The 18587-nt window shown below is 63.1% G+C and carries 16 protein-coding genes; 8 read left to right on the forward strand and 8 right to left on the reverse strand.

Annotated elements, in window-relative coordinates:
* Nucleotides 1-16: 16 nt before the first annotated feature.
* The 3 genes from V1290_RS05820 to V1290_RS05830 are packed head-to-tail and all read left to right on the forward strand — an operon-like array spanning nt 17 to nt 2048.
* Nucleotides 17-679, forward strand: a complete 663-nt coding sequence (locus tag V1290_RS05820; protein ID WP_334363465.1) for an amino acid ABC transporter permease — start codon at nt 17-19, stop codon at nt 677-679.
* 3 nt (nt 680-682) lie between these two features.
* Nucleotides 683-1333 (forward strand): amino acid ABC transporter permease, encoded by a 651-nt coding sequence (locus V1290_RS05825; protein WP_028349152.1) that lies wholly within the window; start codon nt 683-685, stop codon nt 1331-1333.
* The gene (locus V1290_RS05830) at nt 1320-2048 is read left to right on the forward strand and encodes an amino acid ABC transporter ATP-binding protein (RefSeq protein WP_334363466.1); all 729 of its coding nucleotides are present in this window, start codon (nt 1320-1322) and stop codon (nt 2046-2048) included. The genes V1290_RS05825 and V1290_RS05830 overlap by 14 nt, the downstream gene beginning before the upstream one ends.
* Nucleotides 2049-2057: 9 nt before the next feature.
* Here the strand turns inward: V1290_RS05830 and V1290_RS05835 are convergent, their stop codons facing one another.
* On the reverse strand, nt 2058-2831 hold the full coding sequence (locus V1290_RS05835) for an enoyl-CoA hydratase-related protein (protein ID WP_334363467.1): 774 nt from the start codon (nt 2829-2831) through the stop codon (nt 2058-2060).
* Nucleotides 2832-3048: 217 nt separating this feature from the next.
* Between V1290_RS05835 and V1290_RS05840 the strand changes: the two genes are divergently transcribed.
* Nucleotides 3049-3666 carry a PilZ domain-containing protein gene (locus V1290_RS05840; protein WP_247513120.1) on the forward strand — a complete coding sequence of 206 codons (618 nt, stop codon included), beginning with the start codon at nt 3049-3051 and terminating at the stop codon, nt 3664-3666.
* 330 nt (nt 3667-3996) lie between these two features.
* A complete protein-coding gene (locus V1290_RS05845; RefSeq protein WP_334363468.1) occupies nt 3997-4626 on the forward strand; it encodes a transglutaminase-like cysteine peptidase in 630 nt (209 codons plus the stop codon).
* Nucleotides 4627-4768: 142 nt separating this feature from the next.
* On the opposite strand, the gene V1290_RS05850 is transcribed toward V1290_RS05845, so the two are convergent.
* Nucleotides 4769-5038 carry a hypothetical protein gene (locus V1290_RS05850; RefSeq protein WP_334363469.1) on the reverse strand — a complete coding sequence of 90 codons (270 nt, stop codon included), beginning with the start codon at nt 5036-5038 and terminating at the stop codon, nt 4769-4771.
* Between the two features lie 175 nt (nt 5039-5213).
* Between V1290_RS05850 and V1290_RS05855 the strand changes: the two genes are divergently transcribed.
* Nucleotides 5214-5426, forward strand: a complete 213-nt coding sequence (locus tag V1290_RS05855; RefSeq protein WP_334363470.1) for a hypothetical protein — start codon at nt 5214-5216, stop codon at nt 5424-5426.
* A 75-nt stretch (nt 5427-5501) separates the two neighbouring features.
* Here V1290_RS05855 and V1290_RS05860 read toward each other — a convergent pair whose 3' ends face one another.
* The 3 genes from V1290_RS05860 to V1290_RS05870 all read right to left on the reverse strand — a co-directional run bounded on the left by V1290_RS05860 (nt 5502) and on the right by V1290_RS05870 (nt 8261).
* Nucleotides 5502-5819: a hypothetical protein gene (locus V1290_RS05860; RefSeq protein WP_334363471.1), complete on the reverse strand. Its 318-nt coding sequence runs from the start codon at nt 5817-5819 to the stop codon at nt 5502-5504.
* An 83-nt stretch (nt 5820-5902) separates the two neighbouring features.
* The gene (locus tag V1290_RS05865) at nt 5903-6358 is read right to left on the reverse strand and encodes an Hsp20 family protein (protein ID WP_334363472.1); all 456 of its coding nucleotides are present in this window, start codon (nt 6356-6358) and stop codon (nt 5903-5905) included.
* 361 nt (nt 6359-6719) lie between these two features.
* Nucleotides 6720-8261, reverse strand: coding sequence for a phospholipase D-like domain-containing protein (locus V1290_RS05870; RefSeq protein WP_334363473.1), 1542 nt, complete (start codon nt 8259-8261; stop codon nt 6720-6722).
* A gap of 444 nt (nt 8262-8705) precedes the next feature.
* Between V1290_RS05870 and V1290_RS05875 the strand changes: the two genes are divergently transcribed.
* Nucleotides 8706-9593 carry an alpha/beta hydrolase gene (locus tag V1290_RS05875; RefSeq protein ID WP_334363475.1) on the forward strand — a complete coding sequence of 296 codons (888 nt, stop codon included), beginning with the start codon at nt 8706-8708 and terminating at the stop codon, nt 9591-9593.
* A 155-nt stretch (nt 9594-9748) separates the two neighbouring features.
* Nucleotides 9749-10255 (forward strand): hypothetical protein, encoded by a 507-nt coding sequence (locus V1290_RS05880; protein ID WP_334363476.1) that lies wholly within the window; start codon nt 9749-9751, stop codon nt 10253-10255.
* Nucleotides 10256-10498: 243 nt separating this feature from the next.
* Here V1290_RS05880 and V1290_RS05885 read toward each other — a convergent pair whose 3' ends face one another.
* The 3 genes from V1290_RS05885 to V1290_RS05895 form a co-directional block, all read right to left on the reverse strand.
* Nucleotides 10499-12223: a ShlB/FhaC/HecB family hemolysin secretion/activation protein gene (locus tag V1290_RS05885; RefSeq protein WP_334363477.1), complete on the reverse strand. Its 1725-nt coding sequence runs from the start codon at nt 12221-12223 to the stop codon at nt 10499-10501.
* A gap of 334 nt (nt 12224-12557) precedes the next feature.
* Nucleotides 12558-17342: a beta strand repeat-containing protein gene (locus tag V1290_RS05890; protein WP_334363478.1), complete on the reverse strand. Its 4785-nt coding sequence runs from the start codon at nt 17340-17342 to the stop codon at nt 12558-12560.
* 716 nt (nt 17343-18058) lie between these two features.
* The gene (locus tag V1290_RS05895) at nt 18059-18478 is read right to left on the reverse strand and encodes a hypothetical protein (RefSeq protein WP_334363479.1); all 420 of its coding nucleotides are present in this window, start codon (nt 18476-18478) and stop codon (nt 18059-18061) included.
* Nucleotides 18479-18587 lie beyond the last annotated feature (109 nt).

Here is an 18587-nt window from a genome sequence, read left to right on the forward strand (position 1 = left end):
CGCTGGGACGCCCGCAGTGTCTTACAAGCTGCAATTCGCCGAGCTGCTGCCTTACTGGAACGTGCTTCTGTACGGGCTGGCCTTCACGATCGTACTGACGATCGTGTCGACGGTCGTCGGCATCGCGGTCGGCACCGCGGGCGCCGCGGCGCGCACCTTCGGTCCCGGCTGGCTGGGCCGTATCGTCGCTGTGTACGTGGAATTGATCCGCAACACGCCGTTCATCGTGCAGTTGTTCTTCATCTTCTTCGGCCTGCCGGCGCTCGGGCTGAAACTCAGCGAGACCACCGCCGCCTTCCTCGCCATGGTGATCAATCTCGGCGCCTACTCGACCGAGATCATCCGCGCCGGCATCGAGGCGGTTCCGAAAGGCCATATCGAGGCCGGCCTGAGCCTTGCGATGAGCAAATGGGAGGTGCTGCGCCACATCGTGCTGAACCAGGCGTTCCGAAAAATCTATCCGGCGCTGTCGTCGCAGATCATCATCGTGATGCTTGGCTCGGCGGTGGTGTCGCAGATCTCGGCGGAAGACCTCACCTATGCCGCGAACTACATCGCCTCGCGAAACTTCCGCAACTTTGAAGTCTACCTGTTCGTCGCGCTGGCCTACCTCCTGCTGGCGATGCTGACGCGCTCGCTCTTGCGGGCGCTCGGCCGCGTCATCTTCAAGGCGAGATGAACCATGCTGCAGTTCAGCTTCTGGGACATCCTCTCCAACCTCTTGATCGCCACGCAATGGACCATCGTGCTGTCGCTGATCGCCTTTTTCTGCGGCGGCATCGTCGGACTGGTGCTGCTGTTCATGCGCACCTCGCGGATCGCGCCGCTGGAATGGTTCACCAAGATCTACATCGAGTTTTTCCAGGGCACGCCGCTATTGATGCAGTTGTTCCTGTTCTTCTTCGGCATCGCGCTGTTTGGCGTCGAGGTTTCGCCGTGGATGGCCGCGACGCTGGCGCTGACGTTCTGGACCAGCGCGTTCCTGACCGAGATCTGGCGCGGCTGCGTCGAAGCGATCCCGAAGGGCCAATGGGAGGCTTCCTCCAGCCTCGCCCTCAGCTACATCGAACAGATGCGCTACGTCATCCTGCCACAGGCCTCGCGCATCGCGGTGGCGCCGACGGTCGGGTTTTCGGTACAGGTGATCAAGGGCACCGCGCTCGCTTCGATCATCGGTTTCGTCGAACTGACCAAGGCCGGCACCATGCTCAACAACGCGACCTTCCGGCCGTTCCTGGTCTACTCGCTGGTCGCGCTGATCTATTTCTGTCTGTGTTTCCCGCTGTCCTGGTGGGCGAAGAAAATCGAAGGCCGCCTCAATGTCGCTCGTTAGCATCCGTGACGTCAGGAAGAGTTTTGGCCCGAATGAGGTGCTGAAAGGCGTCTCGCTCGACATCGCCAAGGGTGACGTGGTGGCGATCATCGGCCGCTCCGGTTCCGGCAAGAGCACCCTGCTCCGCTGCATCAACGGCCTGGAGACCTATCAATCCGGCAGCATCGTCGCTGATGGCATCGAGGTCGCCGGCGCCAACACCAACCTGCGCGAACTGCGCCGCCATGTCGGCATGGTGTTCCAGCAGTTCAATCTGTTTCCGCACCTGACGGCCGCCGAGAACGTGATGCTGGCGCCCACCGTCGTCAATAAGGTATCGAAGGCCGAAGCGCGCGCCACCGCCACCGAGGTGCTGGCGAAGGTGGGATTGTCGGAAAAGATGGACGCCTATCCGAGCGAGCTTTCCGGCGGCCAGCAGCAGCGCGTCGCGATCGCGCGATCGCTGGCGATGCGGCCGAAGGTGTTGCTGTGCGATGAGATCACGTCCGCCCTCGACCCCGAACTGGTCAACGAGGTGCTGCGCGTAGTCGAGCAATTGGCGCGCGAGGGTATGACGCTCATTCTGGTGACGCACGAGATGCGCTTCGCCCGCGACGTCGGCACCAAGCTCGTCTTCATGCATCACGGCAAGGTGCATGAGGAAGGCGTGCCGAAAGAGGTCTTCGCCGCCCCGCGAACCCCGGAACTGCAGCAGTTCGTCGGCCAGGTCGGTTGAGTTTCGGCCTCAGCGTCCGGTAAACACCGCCGCACGTTTCTCGAGGAAGGCCTTGCGCCCTTCCACCGCGTCCGCACTCAGGCGAATTTCCGCCTGCGTTTCGATCTCGCGGCGGAACTGGTCGGCATAGCTGGCGTGTTCGCTCTCGTCGATCAGGCGGCGCGTCGCGACCAGCGCCCGCGTCGGGCCATCAGCGAGCCGGCGCGCCAGCTCAAGCGCCCCGTCACGAAGCGCCGCGTCGTCGAACACTTCGCGGACCAATCCCCATTCCTTTGCCAGGTCGGCAGACAGCGGCTCGTTGGTCATCATCAATTCGAGCGCACGTTGCCGGCCGACGAGGCGCGGCAACAGCCAGGTCGAACCGAGATCGGGGACCAGCGCGATGCGGCTGAACACCTGAATGAAGCGAGCTGAACGTGCGGCAACAATCATGTCGCCCGCCATCGCAAGGCTGAATCCGCCGCCCGCCGCCACGCCGTTGACCGCGACCACGACCGGCACGCGGCATTCGCGTAGCGCCTTGAACGCCGGCCAGTAATATTTCATCACGCCGGCCGCGATGTCGTCGCCCAGGATTTCCGCCGCCTTGAGGTTCTGGCCCGAGCAGAAGCCGCGCCCGGCGCCCGTCAGCACCAACGCCCTCACCTGCGGATCATCGTTAGCTTCACCAATGGCAACGGCGAGGTCCCCCAGCAGAGCGGGCGTCATCGCGTTCAGGGTCTCAGGCTCGTCCAGTATCAGCACGTGGACGTTGCCGTCGTGCTCTCGCTTCACTCCGGGCATCTATTCCTCCGCTGCTGACGTTTTGGGCCGGCCCGGCCGGGCGCGACGCGTGCCACAATCCAAACATCACTTTCCGCGCGCGCCAAGCGCGCCGCAGCGCGCCAAATTGTCCGCCCCTAAATCTTGAGCGCTTCATGCAACCGGCGCTAACACATCGTTAACCCTGTCGGCCTTAGGGTCTTCCTGACGCCGAAGGACCGGCTGTCTGGTGGCGAAGATGTCGTTTGCGCAAAAGAAAACTACCACTGTGCCGTCCGCGGAGGAGCGGCGGCGCTTTCAGCGCGTCAAGGTTCACTTGCTCGGCCGCTACATGCTGCCGGATCGCCGCGAATTTCCTTGCCAGATTATTAACATGTCACCGGGGGGACTGGCGCTGCTCGCGCCGGGCATCGGCAATGTCGGCGACCGCGTGATCGCCTATCTCGACCATATCGGCCGGGTCGAGGGCAAGATCACCCGCATCATCGACAACGGCTTTGCCATGACGGTCGGCGCCACCGCGCGCAAGCGCGACAAGCTCGCCGCCCAGCTCACCTGGCTCGCCAACCGCGATATCCTCAATCTGCCCGAAGACCGCCGCCACGACCGCATCGTGCCGCGCAACCCGATCGCGCTACTGACCCTCGAGGACGGCAGCAAGATGACTTGCCGCATCATCGACCTGTCGCTATCGGGCGCGGCGATCGCCGCGGAGAACCGTCCGCCGCTGAAATCGCTGGTCATGCTTGGCAAGGTGCAGTCCCGCGTGGTGCGAAACCTCGAAGAAGGCTTTGCGCTCGAGTTCGTCCACGAGCAAGTCGCCGAGGCGCTCGAAGACGCGGTTACCGCGCGGTAAAGCGCCAGCCGCCAAAAATCCCTGATTTTTCAGCGTCCAAAGGCGGTATCCGGGTTGCCGGATGCCGCCTTTTCGCTGTCCGGCCCCCGCCAAAGTCGGTTAACGGGGGCGCTTTTGCCCGCGCATTCCCCTGCTACTGCAACGCCACAGACGTTAATCCGTACAATTTGAATCAATTGCAGTTGTTTCAAATTTTATTCGAAATCGATTCAAGTATAGATCGAATTCGCCGCTAGCTTTACCAGTATTCGCGTTAAATGTACTTGCCCGACTTAGCGCCGGCGCAAATCCTTCGTGCAAACGTGGTCCCAACAAGAAACGGGGGCCACGATGTTGTTCAGGGGACAGGGGAAGGGACTGGCGGTGATCGCCGTCCTGATAGGGATGAACGCTTCGATGAGCGTCTCGGCGAAAGCCGGCGACGCGCTCTATGCCAGCCTGGGCGATACCGCGCGTTCGCCGATCGGCTGGGTCGAATTCTGCGCTGAAAACGTGGGCGAGTGCCGCGGCGGCGCTTCACAGCCGCGCGACATCGTGATGTCGCAGACGGCGTGGCGGGATCTGCTGCGGGTCAACAAGTGGGTCAACGAGACCGTCAAGCCGATCACCGACATGGATCATTGGGGCGTGATCGAGAAATGGTCGTTGCCGACGGACGGTTACGGTGACTGCGAGGACTATGTGCTTCTGAAGCGCAAGATGTTGATCGACGCCGGATGGCCGCGCGAGGCGCTGCTGATCACGGTGGTGCGCGACAAGAAGGGCGAAGGCCACGCAGTGCTGACGGTGAAGACCGACAAGGGCGAGTTCGTTCTCGACAACCAGAACGAAAACGTCCTGGCCTGGACCGAGACCGGCTACCGCTTCGTCAAGCGTCAGTCGCAGAGCGACGCGAACGTATGGGTCTCGCTCGGTGACAGCCGCCCGGCGGTCGCCACTGCCTCGTCACGCGATCGATAACGAGAGAAGGAATTTACCAACCCGCGACCCGGTCACATCCCCACCCCTCCCCGTCCCAGACCGGTTCGCGCGCGGCCACCCTTCCCCCAAAGGGTGGCCGCAACTTTTTTGCGGCCTTTCACTCGCAGCTTTGCACCCGATTCTAGTACTGGTCGCCGAGCAGCGCGCGATCATGCGAGTTGACGGTGTCGTAGCATTCGCAGGCCGCCTCCCGCAGCGCTTCCAGATCGAGGATATGGATTTTGCCGCGGGTGTATTTGATGATGCCATCCCACCATGGCGGCCTCGACGATCTCTCCGGTGGGCAGCGCGACGACCAGCGAAATGACGGCGCCCGTCGGAAAGTACACGGTGCAGATCGGGTCGCCCGCTCATGCAGGGTTTGCATTTGCTGCAGGCTGACTGGTTTCAACCGAGGCTCAAGCGCGGCAGCGGCGCCGCATGGGTATTTCGATAAGGGATGACCTTAGGCCTGCGGCTGCAAGTTGCGAGCATTTAAATCCCTTATATGACCACTGGCAGACAGACAGGACCGACGGCTTGTCGCTCAAATTGGTCCTCTATTTTCGTCGGCTTGGAGGCCCAAGATGATCCATGTGGACGACCGTACCGCGGCAAATCTGGATGTGGTTCTGGAAGAAGCCTGCAGGGGATTGAAACACGGTGGCGACCACGAAACCCGAAAAAAGATTGCCATGAAACTCATTCAAGCTGCCAGGAAAGGAAATACCACTCTTGGCGGCCTGAAGGCTGTGGCTGATCGCGTGCTGGCGGAGGTGGTCCACCGCAAATCGGCCTGACGGCGATTTCGACGGGGCGCAAATGAACGGCGACGGCCTTTAGGCCGCCGCGCATTGTCGTGTTTGATCTGACGACTACGCCGCCAGCGCCACGCGCGAGGTCGATTTTTGCCGCATCGGCTTGCCGTCGGGCGATCCCGGCGGTTTGCGGTCGAGCATCGAAAGCGCTTCGAGTACGTCATCGATGGTCACGAGGCGCCTCGTGCCCGCCAGCTCGCGCAGCGCGGGATTCGAAGTCAGGGCCGCCACATCCGACGCCCACGAGGCGAGGATCGCGCGCTTTTCGCTCAGCGAAAGTGTCGCGTCGGCGACCACATCGCGCGGATGGTCGAACACGGTCGCCGGATGCAGAACGGCATTCAGGTCAAAGACATTGTCCGTCTCATCGATCATCGGTTCATCCTCCCTAAAGGTAGAAGGCGCTTCTCGCCCGCAATGCTCGGCGGAAGCCTTTCCCTTCGCCGGGCGCGACGGCCTTAGGCCGCCTTCGCCTCGATCTGCTGGATGTTGCTCGGCGCCGCGCCGTTGATGGCGATGCGACGTGGCTTCATCGCTTCCGGGACCTCCCGGAACAGCTCAATCCGAAGCAAACCGTCCTCAAACGATGCGCTCTTCACCTGCACATGATCGGCAAGGCTGAACTGGCGCTTGAAGGGACGCGCGGAGATGCCCTGATAGAGATATTCGCGCTGGTCCTTCTCGGCCTTGCGGCCTTCGATCGTCACCGTGTTCTGCTCGGCGGTCACGGAGATCTCGTCGACTGCGAAGCCGGCGACGGCCAGCGAAATCTGATAGCGGTCTTCGCCCAGCCGCTCGATGTTGTAGGGAGGATAATTATCCTCGCTGGCGCGTTGCGCGGTTTCGACGAGATCGAAGAGGCGGTCGAAGCCGATGGTCGAGCGCCAAAGGGGTGAGAAATCGTATGTGCGCATAGCCAAATCCTCCATGGAGCAAGTTGGATACGAGCGGCACCGGACACGACCGGTGCCCGTCTCAAGGCCGGACCCATCAGGCGCCCGGACCGCCGCCCAGCGGCGGCAGCAAAAAAATTAGAAAACCGCCTTTTGGTTTCAATGCCGCCGACAAAAATTTTTAGGCGGCCTAGCTGCCGGGCCTCCCACCCTCAGCGGCCTTTTGCACCGCGCGACCGATGTGCGATGATGGCTCTGGCAGCGGGGAGAACGCACCTTGGCACACAGCGAGATCCACGTCCTCCGCCCCGGCTCAAACCGATTGGCTGGTCGGCGTACGGGAACGACTGACGTCTCACTTGCCCGCGCCCGTTGCACCGGCCTAGCCCTCCGGCATCCAGAACGCGAGCATGCGTTTGGTTTCGCCGGTCTTTCGACGCCGTTGCCAATTTGGGTTGCGCGAGAGAAATTGAAACGGGTCCCTGTGCTCTCTCGCAGCCTCTTCGAGATAGGCCCGCCAGCGATAGTGACTGTAGGTCTGCATCGCGTTGATCGAATAGTGCATCGCGATCTCGCGATGGCCGCGAATGACCAGAAAATTCTCATCGTTCTTGCCGCTCGCAGCCTTCGAGAAATTGTGCGAGCCCGTGACGACGATGGGATCGTCGCCGAACGGGTCGATCACAATCATCTTTGAATGTGTAATGGCGTGGCCGATATTTGCCCGGAACTCTGCCGCCGTGCCCTCCACCGCCCATTCACCAACCGTCTTGCGGACCCCCGCTGCCTGCGCGGAATCGAGGAAGAAATCCTCGGGGTTCTGTTTCAGCAGCTTGAACTCCTCCGCGCCTGCGCCGGTGAATTGCGTCGCCACACCGCGGACGTACAAATTCTTTTCCTCCTGCATCCGAAGCAGCGTACGTACGGGCTCATTGCCCGGCTGGAACATCACGAAGAGCACACCTTGTTTTGCGTTCGTCACGAGGTCGACGAGTTCCTCGATATCGATCTCTCCGCTCAATTTGGTGAACCAGCTATCGACTGTGGCGTCGCCGAGCGGGATTCCTCGTTTCGGCCGGTTGTTTGAGGCGAGCAGTTCGTCGGACACGACATCGCCCGCTTCTGCCAGTAGCTGGAACTGAGCCTCGAATCGCTCCGCCAGTTCTTCGTGAATCAGCATGATTCCGTTGTTGAGCTGAGTGCAGAGACCGGTCGGCGTCCAATTGGTGCTGCCGGTCCAGACCTTTTCCGGCTTGAACCCGCCCGCTGTTCGGCGGCCCAGAACCACGAATTTGTTGTGCGCCAGGGCTTTCGGGGCGAGGAAACGATCGTGAACCACGACGCCAGCGTCGGTCAGCCGGGTTCGGGCCTCTTCATTCTCGTCCTCCCCCTCCACCTCGACGCTGCCGTTGGCCAGCACGACACGCGCGCGCCCGCCTATCGCGACGAGACCATCCACCAGTTCCTCGTCGCTCAGCTCGTATAATGCGGCATGGAGTTCAAGCCCGTCATCATCCGCCACTTCGGCCATCATCTGCAGCATGGTCTCGCGCAGGGTTCCGCCTAGGAAGGCTCGGGCTTCGCGGTCAACCTCCTGGCTGACAATGACGGCCGTCTCTTTCAGCTCCGCAAGGCTGATGCCCTTGCGCTTCATGTAGCGCGCCATGAACTGCGACAGCACGTAACCACGGTTGAAGTGCACGCTCACGCCGTCGCCGCAGTCCGCGCTGAGGGTCAGCGTTCTCGACCATTCACTCGACGGCCCGTCATGCAGCTTGCCATCGGCGCCCACCACCCTGGCAACCACGCGATATGCGATCACATCGCCCAGATCGGCTGCGTGATCGGTCCAATCATAGCGCTGAAACGGCCAGATCTGAGAAGAGCGTGAGGTAAACTGATTGCCGTCGCCATCGACTGCCACATCGTCTTCGAAGCCGACGCGGTTCGACAGATATTTGGGCTCCGCGTCGCCCCGCCGGCATTCGATGGCGAACCCCAGGCATCCCGGAATGTCATCCGCGTGCGTCCAGACAAGGTGCACGTCGTCGGCATTCGAAAACACTTTGAGATGGATCTCCGACATTCCCGCCCCCATTGAAGCAAATTGGCGCTGAAGGAATTCGCCTGACTTGCGATCCAGCTACATGGATTGGCTACTGTCATTCGCCTCCAGTGCACCTGTATCGCATACGGATACAACCGCTGGATGAAGGTTGTTTTGGAATGTACCACATCGTTTGCGTGTGCTATGCATGAAATAGGGATGCCGCCATTTCGGGGCTTCACGGGCGGCAAGTTCGGCTATCGCCTTTTGCGTCGCTGGGCCGGCGTGCGATGATGGCCGGCGCCCCCGGGAGAACGCACCTTGGCTCACAGCGAGATCGACGCCATCCGCGCATTGCTGGGTTCGAAGCCGCGGCCGGTCGGGTGGTCGGAGCGGCGGCAACGGCTCGACGAAGTTGGATCGACCTGGTCGGTGGCATTCGACGTGGAATGCGAGGCGGTCGATTGCGACGACGTTGCCGGCGAGTGGTCGATCGTGCCCGGCAGCGAGAAGTCACGTGTATTGCTGTACTTCCATGGCGGCGGATACTGCTCCGGCTCGATTGTCAGTCACCGCCGCCTGGTGACGGAAGCCGGGCGCGCCGCGGGCATGCGGACGCTCGCGATCGACTACCGGCTTTCCCCTGAACATCCCTACCCTGCCGCCCATGAAGACGCGCTGACGGCGTGGCGTTTCCTGCGCCGGCAAGGCGTTGCGGTGACGAGCATCGCGGTCGGCGGCGACAGCGCCGGCGGCAACCTGACGCTCGGGCTGATCAACCGGCTGCGCGCGGCAGGAGAACCGCTGCCCGCCTGCGCCTGGCTGCTTTCGCCGTGGACTGATCTCACCATGTCCGGCGAAACGCTGGCCACCAAGGACGCCATCGATCCGCTGATTCACAAGGCCTATCTGGCTGAACTTGCGGACGCCTATGCGCCACCACCCATCGACCGCCGCGATCCACTGATCTCGCCGCTATTCGTCGATCTCACCGGCTTTCCGCCGGTCCTGATTCAGGTTGGATCGGCTGAGACGTTGCTGGCGGACGCCACGCGGCTTGCCGAGGCTGCGGGGGCGGCCGATGTCGATGCGACGCTGCAGATCTGGCCACACATGATCCACGCTTGGCCGGTCTGGAATGCCAAACTCGAAGACGGGCGCCGCGCGCTGGCCTGCGCCGGGCAATTCATCAAGTCGCACATCCGATAGCACTTAACATCCAGCTCCCGCTGGTCGACGCCAGAAGAGCCCGATTCTCAAGGGCTTGGCCGGAATTCCTCACCGGCCCGGCAAATCCCGGGTTTGTACGGCAGCGCGGCTGTGCTATTTGGGGACTTTGAAATCACGTCCGGATTTGGAGTCGCATGCTCGAACTCGCCCCCCGGAGTGCCAGCCCCGTCGCGCGTTTCGGCGGTCAGCCGATTGCGATCGCCGCTGCGGCTCTCGTCATTGTCGTGCTTGGAGTAGGCTTTATCGCCCTGTGGCGCGCCTATACGGGCAGCGCCCCCGAGACCGATCGCGCGGCCGCGACCCGCCAATTACAGGCGCGCGCCGCGCAAGCGTCCGAGCAACTGGTCGAGAAGACCAAGGGCTTGGAAGCGACCCAGCAGGAATCGATCGACCAGTTGCAGGTGGTGCAGGACCAACTGCTCACCGTGCGCCGCCTGCTGGCCGCGCAGCAGGCCGATACCAGAAAGCTTTCCGAGCAGGTCGGAACGCTGACGGATGCGATCGACGGCTTGCGGCAATCCTTTGCCAGCGCGCAGGCCTCCGAACCCACCGCCGCTCCGGCGCCGCGTAAGCGATCAGCCAAGGCCAAGCCCCGCTCGAACAGGACGGCGAACCGCAGCCGCGCCAAAGGGCGCGGCTGATAGGACTGGACGACGGTTGGCGATGATGCCCCGCTCAGGGGGCTGATGCCAGCACGCCCTTGCCGGAACTTTTTTCCACCTTTGTGAACTGGTTCACATATCTCCGGGTGAATCCCGGGCATCCTGTAGCTCACCGGATGGCGTGAGCCGATTTCATATCCGGGGCTGGCAAGGTCGTTGACGGTATACTGCGTCGACGGCCTTGTTTTTTGTGCCCCCTTGAGCGGCCGCGGTTGCAAGCCCTCAATAGCTGACCGAGGCCTGCAATGAGACGCGCCAGGATCCGGCCCGGCTGTGCAGCCCGTCGGTCAGCGCCCTCACCGCCAGCAGCTTGGAGCTGAAGTTCGATCCGGCCGCAAAGTCGAATCCGGCCCCGATTGACGACAGTGTGATGTCGCGCCGGAAAAACAGATCGCGCCCCCAGCCGACATCGGCCAGCAGGAACGGCGCCAGCGTGCCCGGCATCCAGGAGGGCATCCTGGGCATCGAGGCGTAGAGCGAATTGCGCAGGATCAGGGCCTGGTCGACAACGCCGTCTTCGGTCACATAACCGCGCACGGCGCTCATCCCGCCGAGTGCGATGCGTTCGGTATCCGGTAGCGGCTTGGACGAAGCGAGCACGGAGACTTCCGATTTCAGCGACAGGCCCTTCCGCAGCGGCGTCACGCGGCCATACTCGAGGGTCACGCGGCTGGTTTGCACATCGGTGACGCGTCCATTGGTGAAGGCGCTCCAGGCGCCCGAATTGTTGCCGGACAGAATGCCGCCGGGATTGAACTTGAAACGGACATCGAGATTGTTGGTGCCGAGATTGTCCGACCAGCGCCCATTCCATCCCACCACCAATTGCGCGACGTCGACGCTGCCCTCGGCGACCGGTGTCCCATCGAAGATGGTGGTGCGTAGCTGATGTTTGAGCTCGACGCCGCCGAGTAGATCGCCGGTCGTCGGCGGCAGCAGATCGGACAGCGCGGTGCGAACGATCGCCGAGGCCTGGCTGGTTTGAGTCTTGATCCGGAACAGGTTGTTGGGCCGCTCATTGGTCAGCACATGGTCGCCGACAACTTCGAGACTCGTGCGCAACCCGAGCGGCGTGAGCAGCCGCCCCGCCTGGCTGACATACTTGGCATCGTCGGGCCGGTTGAACAGCCCATCATTGACCCAGAAATTGCTGCTGCCGGTGAGCTGATAGGAGGCGAAGATATCGGCGGACGGTGCCCCGCTGGCGCCGACATAGTAGCGATTCCGGTCGGTCAGCAGCGTGCCGCTGTTGGCATAGCCGGCGTAAACCTGCCAGGGCTTGCGATCCGTCACCTGGATGTTGACGTCGGTCATGCCGAGGTCCTTGCCGGGACCGAACACCGCTTCGACCTGCCGAAACGGATTGCGGTTGGCCCAGTCGAGATCGGTCTCGAGTTTGCGCGCATCAACTTCCTGTCCGGGCACGAGCCGGATGCGGCTTGGCGGATAGCTCTCGGGTGCGTCTCCTGTCACCTTGATGCTCGCGACCCTGAAGGCGATCACGCGCAACTGAAGTACGCCGGACGAGACTTCCTGCGGCGGCAGCGTGATCGATACGAACGGCCGCCCGGCCTCGCGATAGACCGTAGCCACTGCCGCTTGCACTTCGGCGATCAGCTTGCGGCTGAGCGGTCGATCGAGAAACGGCGTGAGTGGCTCGCGGACCGCGGCAGCGTCGATGCCGCTGACCTGATCGACATCGACACCCTTCGCGCTGGTCCGCGGCTTCACGCTGGCATTTGGGCCAATCAGGACGATGGCACGAACGTCCACGCCGAGCGGCGTTGCATCATCGGTCCTGAGCAGATCGTTGGTATCGAGCTTGATCGCCGGTGCGCGACGCGGCGGCTCCGGCGGCAGATTGCGCTCGACCACCTGCGCCTGCGCGACGCCGCCAGATGCAATTGCAAGAACGCAGACCATCAGCAGCGCGCAATGCCTGCCCACTCTGTGCTCATGACGCGCGGACGTTCGCACTTGTGTCGTGTGCGACCCGAAATGTTCGGGGAGTGCCAGCTTCATGACGACCGGAGCCTGTCAGAGCTTCGGGATACCGATATGTAAGTTCGCATGAGGTTGCACGTTCCGACGTTCTGTCGCACACGGCGAACAATGAATAAGTCAACCAATATGGTTTATGGATTAAGGACGGCTTAAGGTTGAGTTCTACGTGTGGCAGAACTGCAGCGTGTACGATTGAATCGACCGCGCCATCATCAACTTCCGCGTGTATCGACGCCGTCGAAGATGTGCAGCCGCGTCGGGCCCCACGCGATCAACATCAATTGTCGACGAAGGCTGGCAGGCGATCGCGATCTGGCATCGCGCCGACGAATCTGGCGCGTGCGCCAATCCGCCGGTTGTCGGGATGAGGAAGCTCGAGGCATCGCCTGGATTTGCAGATGATGGCGGGAGATGATGGCTCGGCGCTTACGGGCTCACGCATCTGCTCGGGCGGCTGCGGCGCCGGCAAAGATACGCGTGACTTCACATAGGAGCCGAGCTCTGCGGTCGGCACGCGAGCGGGCGCTGGCGTAGCGGCCGCCGGCGTAATCGTGAGGTTCGCGCTGACGAAGGCGAAGGCGTAGTTCGATGAGGCCGCCAGCGTTCCCTGCGTGATGCCGTAGACGCCAGCAGCGCTGGAAGTCGTCGCCGACGTTGCCAACGCGCCCGCCAGCGTGTCGCCATTGACGAGGCCGGAGCCGCCGACCTGATAAGTGAGAACGGGATTGGCGTCGCCATAGACGCGGCTCTTGGCGTCGGCCGTGACCGTGATCGCGCGCGGCGCGACCGTCAACGTGCCGGGTGCATCGATAAAGCGATAGGCCTGGCCGGAGACGCTCGCGGCGCTGCCGCCACTTGCGCTGATCGCGTAGGTGCCGACACTCGAAGTCGCCGTCGCCGCCGTCGATACCGAGAGGCCGTTGACGATCGCGGCCGTATCGCCGGCATGGAAGCCGTAGATCGAATAGGTGAACGCCGGATTGGCTTCACCATAGACCCGCGACGCATTGGCCGGATCGACACGCAGCACATAGTTGACGCCGTAGAGCTGCGGATAATAGCCGGCGCTTGGCGCCGACCAGACGGTGGCGAAATCCCAGCCCGCGTAGGTCGACGCATAGTTCGTCGGATTCTGCATCTGGCTGGTGGTAAGACCCGCAATGCCGGCGCTGGCGCCGCTGCCGACGCCATTCATCGTACCGGATGTGTCGGTATCCCAGTAGGACGACGTGACGGCCCCGGTGCCGGTGGCCGATCCGATCAGGCCGCCCATCACTGCGGTGCCAGAACCCGAGACGGCGCTCGTCGCAGCGCCGATCGCGTAGGTCTGTGTGATGGTGCCCGAGCCGGCGTGATGGCCGATTAGTCCGCCCGCCATTGCGGTCCCGGCAGCGGCGGTGGCGGTGGCCGCGCCGGTTGCGTAGGACTGTCGAACGGTGGCTGCGCCGACGTTCCTGCCGATCAATCCACCCGCCGTTGACGTGCCGGAAACCGAGATCACGCTAACCGCGGCACCGGTTGCGTAGGACTGTGTGACTGTGCCTGTGCTGGAGTTGGTGCCGATCAACCCGCCGGCCGCTACCGTTGTAGCCGCGAGCGCGGACGTGGCGCTGACGGCCCCGGTCGCATGGGACCTAGTGACGGCTCCGGAGTTGCTGCCGATCAGTCCCCCGGCTGTCGATGCGGTGGCGGCCGCCGTGGCTGTGACCGTTCCAGTCGCGTAGGACTTGCTGACGGAAGCTCCCACGGTGTTGATGCCGACCAGTCCGCCTGCGAAAGCTGTGGCGGTCACGGCTCCGGTTGCATAGGACTCGACGATGGTTGCGGCCGGCGAGCCACTGCTGTTGTAGCCGACCAGGCCGCCGACTCCTTGGCTGCCACCGCTGACTGCCCCAGTGGCATAGCTCCTGAGGATGCTGCCGTTGTTGTTACCGGCGAGGCCGCCGGCGCGCGTGCCTGCGGTGCCCGCTGTCACGTTGCCGGTCGCGTAGCTGTCCTGGATGGTGCCGCCCGCGTTGTTCCATCCGATGAGGCCGCCCATCGACGAACTGGTGGTGGTTGTTCCAGCGACCGTAACGGCCGCCCAGCTACCGGCAACGCTACCCGAGGATTCGCCTGCCAGTCCGCCGCCGTAGCCTCTCGCCGTGACGGCACCGGTCGCCCAGGCATTGCTGATGGTCCCCCTCGACATGCCGGCCAGGATGCCGACGCGATCCTGTCCAATGATGGATGCGGCTTGCAAGCTGACATTGCTCAGCGCGGCTTCGGCTCCGGTATATCCGAAAAGTCCGACATAGTTGGTTGTTGGCAGGTTGATCGCGAGGTTCGAGATTACATGGTTCTGACCGTCGAAGCTTCCGGTGAACTGGCTCGACAAATTGCCGATCGGCGAAAAGCCTGCCGATGACCACATGCCGGGATATTTTCCGCCGACCGCCGCAAGCGCGGGACCAAGGTCGATGTCGCGGGCCAGCGTGTAGTTCGCGCTGAGATCCATCGCCATCAACTGGAGCTGATGCGTGTTGGTAATGGTGGTTTGGTATTCCCAACGGCCGAACGGCCGGGTCCGGCCGTCGACCATGAACCAGCCGGTCGTGCCCGTACCCGGAAAGCTGAAGCTGCCGTAGGCGCTCTGCTTGAAGGCGTAATTGGCCGCGGCGGATAGCGCCGGGTCGCTGGTCACGGCCACTACGCTACCCGAACCGCTGCCGATGCCAAGCGTCTGCCCGCTCGTGTAGCTGTCCCAGTAGGACGCCGTGACAGAGCCGCCGTTGAAGCCGACCAGCCCGCCGACATAGCTCGGGCCGCTTACGGCGCCCGTCGCATAGACCTGTGATATCGAGCCTGCGGTGAAGAGGCCGCCGCCGAGACTGGCGATATTGTTCAGCCCAATGGCACCGCCAACGTAGAGTGGTCCGTTCACGGTGCTGTTCGAATATGCATTCGACACGGTCTGAAAGTTGTAGCCGACGAGACCGCCGGCGCCGGCTTCGATGGCGGTGACCGATCCGCTCGAATAGACATTCGTGACCGCCCCGTAGTTCGAACCGACGACCGCGCCGACAGCCGTCCTGCCGGTTACGGTCGCACCGATGATACCGACGTTGCTCACCGTGGCGCCGGTACCGAGATAGCTGATCAGCCCGACGTTTTGGGTTATTCGATTGATGAAGAGGCCGGAGATCGTGTGGCCCTGGCCGTCCAAGTTTCCGGTGAAGGTGTTGCCGCCCCCGATCGGCTCGAACCCGGCGCCGCTGTTCCAGGTGGACGTGATGCCGGCATCGATGTCGCGGCCGAGCGCATACGTGCCGGCCTTGTTGTTGTTCATGTTCTGCAGGTCATAGACGGTGTTGACCAGCATGTACGTCTTGAGCGTGGCGCCGCCGGTGACGTTGCCGCTGAAATTCGTCTGCGTCGGTGCCGAGTATTTGGTGGTATTGACGGTGGAATTGCTGCCGGTCGGATTGTAGAAGATCGAGACGGCTCCCGCCGTCGATATCTGCCCGCCGCCGAACGTCACGGTGCCGGTGCCTGTGCCGGCATTGTCGGCGCGCAGCACCACACCGCCGCCGCCGGTGCTCGCGATATTGGCGTTGACCGCAATGTTGCGATAGGCGCTGAGCGTCAGCGTCGCATCGCTCGCCCAAGCTATGCCGCTTGCCACGGTGATGTCGCCATAGCCGCCGCTGCCGGACGCGTTCGTCTCCTGGGTAACGTTGCTGCCCGCGTTCAAGGTAGTCGCGATGGTGCCGGCAAGCGTCGCATCGATCGTCAGATCGACGGGATCGAGCAGCCAGGTGCCGCCTCGGCCGGCATTGATGCTGCCGCCGTTGAAGTTGAGCGTATGCCCCGAGGTCTCGATGAAGCCGCCGCGCAGGCCCTGGGTGCTGATGGCGCCGGCAAACGACGTCGTGCCGTCCGACCACACCACCACATTGCCGCCGGCGCCCGATATGCCGTCGGCGGTAATCGTCGCACCTGCCTCGATCGTCGTGGTCTGCGCGTTGGCGATCGCCTGCGGCAGAAACTTCAGCGCGGCGTCCGATCCGCCGGCGCGATCGCCGCCGATCAACGCGGTGCCTCCCGACGTTCCGCTGGCGTCGATCCTTGCACCTGACGTCAGCGTGACGTCCTTTCCAGTCGCCACGACGGTGCCGCCTGCACCGCCGCGGCCTTTTGCAGTGATGGCGCCGCCGATCACGACCTTGTCGGCGCTGACGACGACGTCGCCGCCGGTGAACGAGCGACGTGCGGCGACGCCTGCGCGCGCCTGCGCAGCGTCTGCCTGAATGCGCCGCGCTACAACCTTCTGCGTCAGGTTGACCGATCCGCCCTCGGCCGTAAGAAAGATTCGTCCGCCCTTGCTGGCAAAACCCGTTGCCGAGATCGCTCGCCCGGTGTTGCCCGCGAGCGCATAGATGTTGCCGCCATTGGCGCGCAATTCCACTTCCGCGGCGCGGATCGCGCCGCTGTTGCGGATCTCGCCATTCTGCGCCGGACGCCGCACCAGCACCTTGCCATTGCCGAGCGATCCGTCGCTCAGCACCACCTCGCTGCCGGCCGCCATCGCGGCGGTGCCGTTGCGCGCGGTCAGCGAGCCGTCGTTGCGAACCTGGCGCGCGACCAAAACGACGTCGCCGTTCGAAGCGCCGATCTTGCCGAGATTAACGACCGAGGCGTTGCTGTTGCCGCTGAAGGTCAGCGATCCGCCGGCGCGGAAGTCCGCGTCCCTGACATCGAGCGTCGAGGCGACGAAACTTCCGCCGGTCTTGACCACGCCCGTCGGTCCGACCACGATTCCCGACGGATTGACGAGATAGACCGAGCCGGTCGCAGACACCACGCCGTTGATCGACGACGGCACATTACCGGTCACACGGTTGAGTGTCGCGCCGCTACCGTTGTTGAATTGGACCTGGTTGCCCTGCCCGACCGAAAAGCTTGACCAGTTGACGATGCCGGTGCGGCTCGATTGGGTAACCGTCAGATTGGTCGGCGACGTCGAGCCGATCGCAATGTTCCCACTCACCACCGTTCCGCCGGCGGGCAGCGATTCCGCCATCGACGGCTGCGCGCAACCCAGGCCCCACAACAGTGCGATCGAGCAGGCGGAAGTTCGAAACTCTCTAGTGCACGATTTGATCGCCGGCGAGAGACACGACGTGGATGAGACGATCATCGAACCAAACATCCGCTTACGGCCGGCCACATTTCAAAGCTGCTCGTCTCCACAAATTCTTTGTCAGACATGCGCGGGTTCCACGCGCGGAACCGCAACGTGGCAGGGAACCACCTAAGGGTGTATCAAAGAACAAACGCCATTTTTCCGAAAATTGCGCATAATGACGCTGCCGGCAGATTCCGGCTATTGCGCGGAACATGACCGTGCGCGGGTAGCGGGTCGCCTACCCGAACCAATCGCCCCTGCGATGTGGTCTCGGCATCCGACGCGGCCTGGACTTCATCTGTTCGATCTCCCAGAACATCCAGACGAAAGCTGCACCAAGAGCAGTCACGACAATCAAAAACATCAATGTCAACGCAGGTGCTGTGAGCATGTTCAACATCCCCGATGTGACGCGAACGGCATTCCTCCAAACAGCGATCTCGGTAACATCGCGGCGCAGCATTTCCCGCCGTGGCCTTGGCCTCGACGAAGTCGGCGCATTCGCCGCCGGACCCGCGAGGATCCGGCGTCAAGTCTAGATTGATTTCTCGGAGATGGCTTGACTATTTTGGGCTGTTTGCGCTCTTCCGTGAGCGGGCCGGAAAGCGATGTCAGCAGCCGCGGCAGATGCCCTTGAGCTTGCGGTCGACTTGCTTGTTCTCTTCATCGATCTCGGCGTCGCCGGTCGTCGTTCGTGATCTTCCCATGCCGGTCGTTGCGCCGCCGCCTGACGACTGCGCGGTGCCGGCACTGTTGGTGCCCGGCGGAGGCGGCGACGCGAGCCCGGAGGGGTTCGCCGTGCCACCTGGACCTTGACCGGCATTGGGAGCGGCAGGCCCGGGAACGCCGGTGACACCTTGCGTGCCCGCACCGACCGAACCTGCGCTCGGCGAGCCCGCGGCGGCGCCGCCGCTGCTACCGGCTGATGACCCGCCGCCCGTGGATCCGCCCACGCTCTGAGCAAACGACGCGATCGGGGATACCAGGATTGTGATCGCCGCGACAGCGGCGGCTGCAGACGCCAGCTTCATCGGAAATCTCCTTTTTCAGAAGCAACGACGGCGCCCCGGCCTTGTTCCTGCCGGAACGATTCCACTGCCAGATCATTCATTCACATCCGCTCGACGGCCGGAGTGGCCA

This window comes from Bradyrhizobium sp. AZCC 1578 (assembly GCF_036924675.1).
Lineage (GTDB): Bacteria > Pseudomonadota > Alphaproteobacteria > Rhizobiales > Xanthobacteraceae > Bradyrhizobium.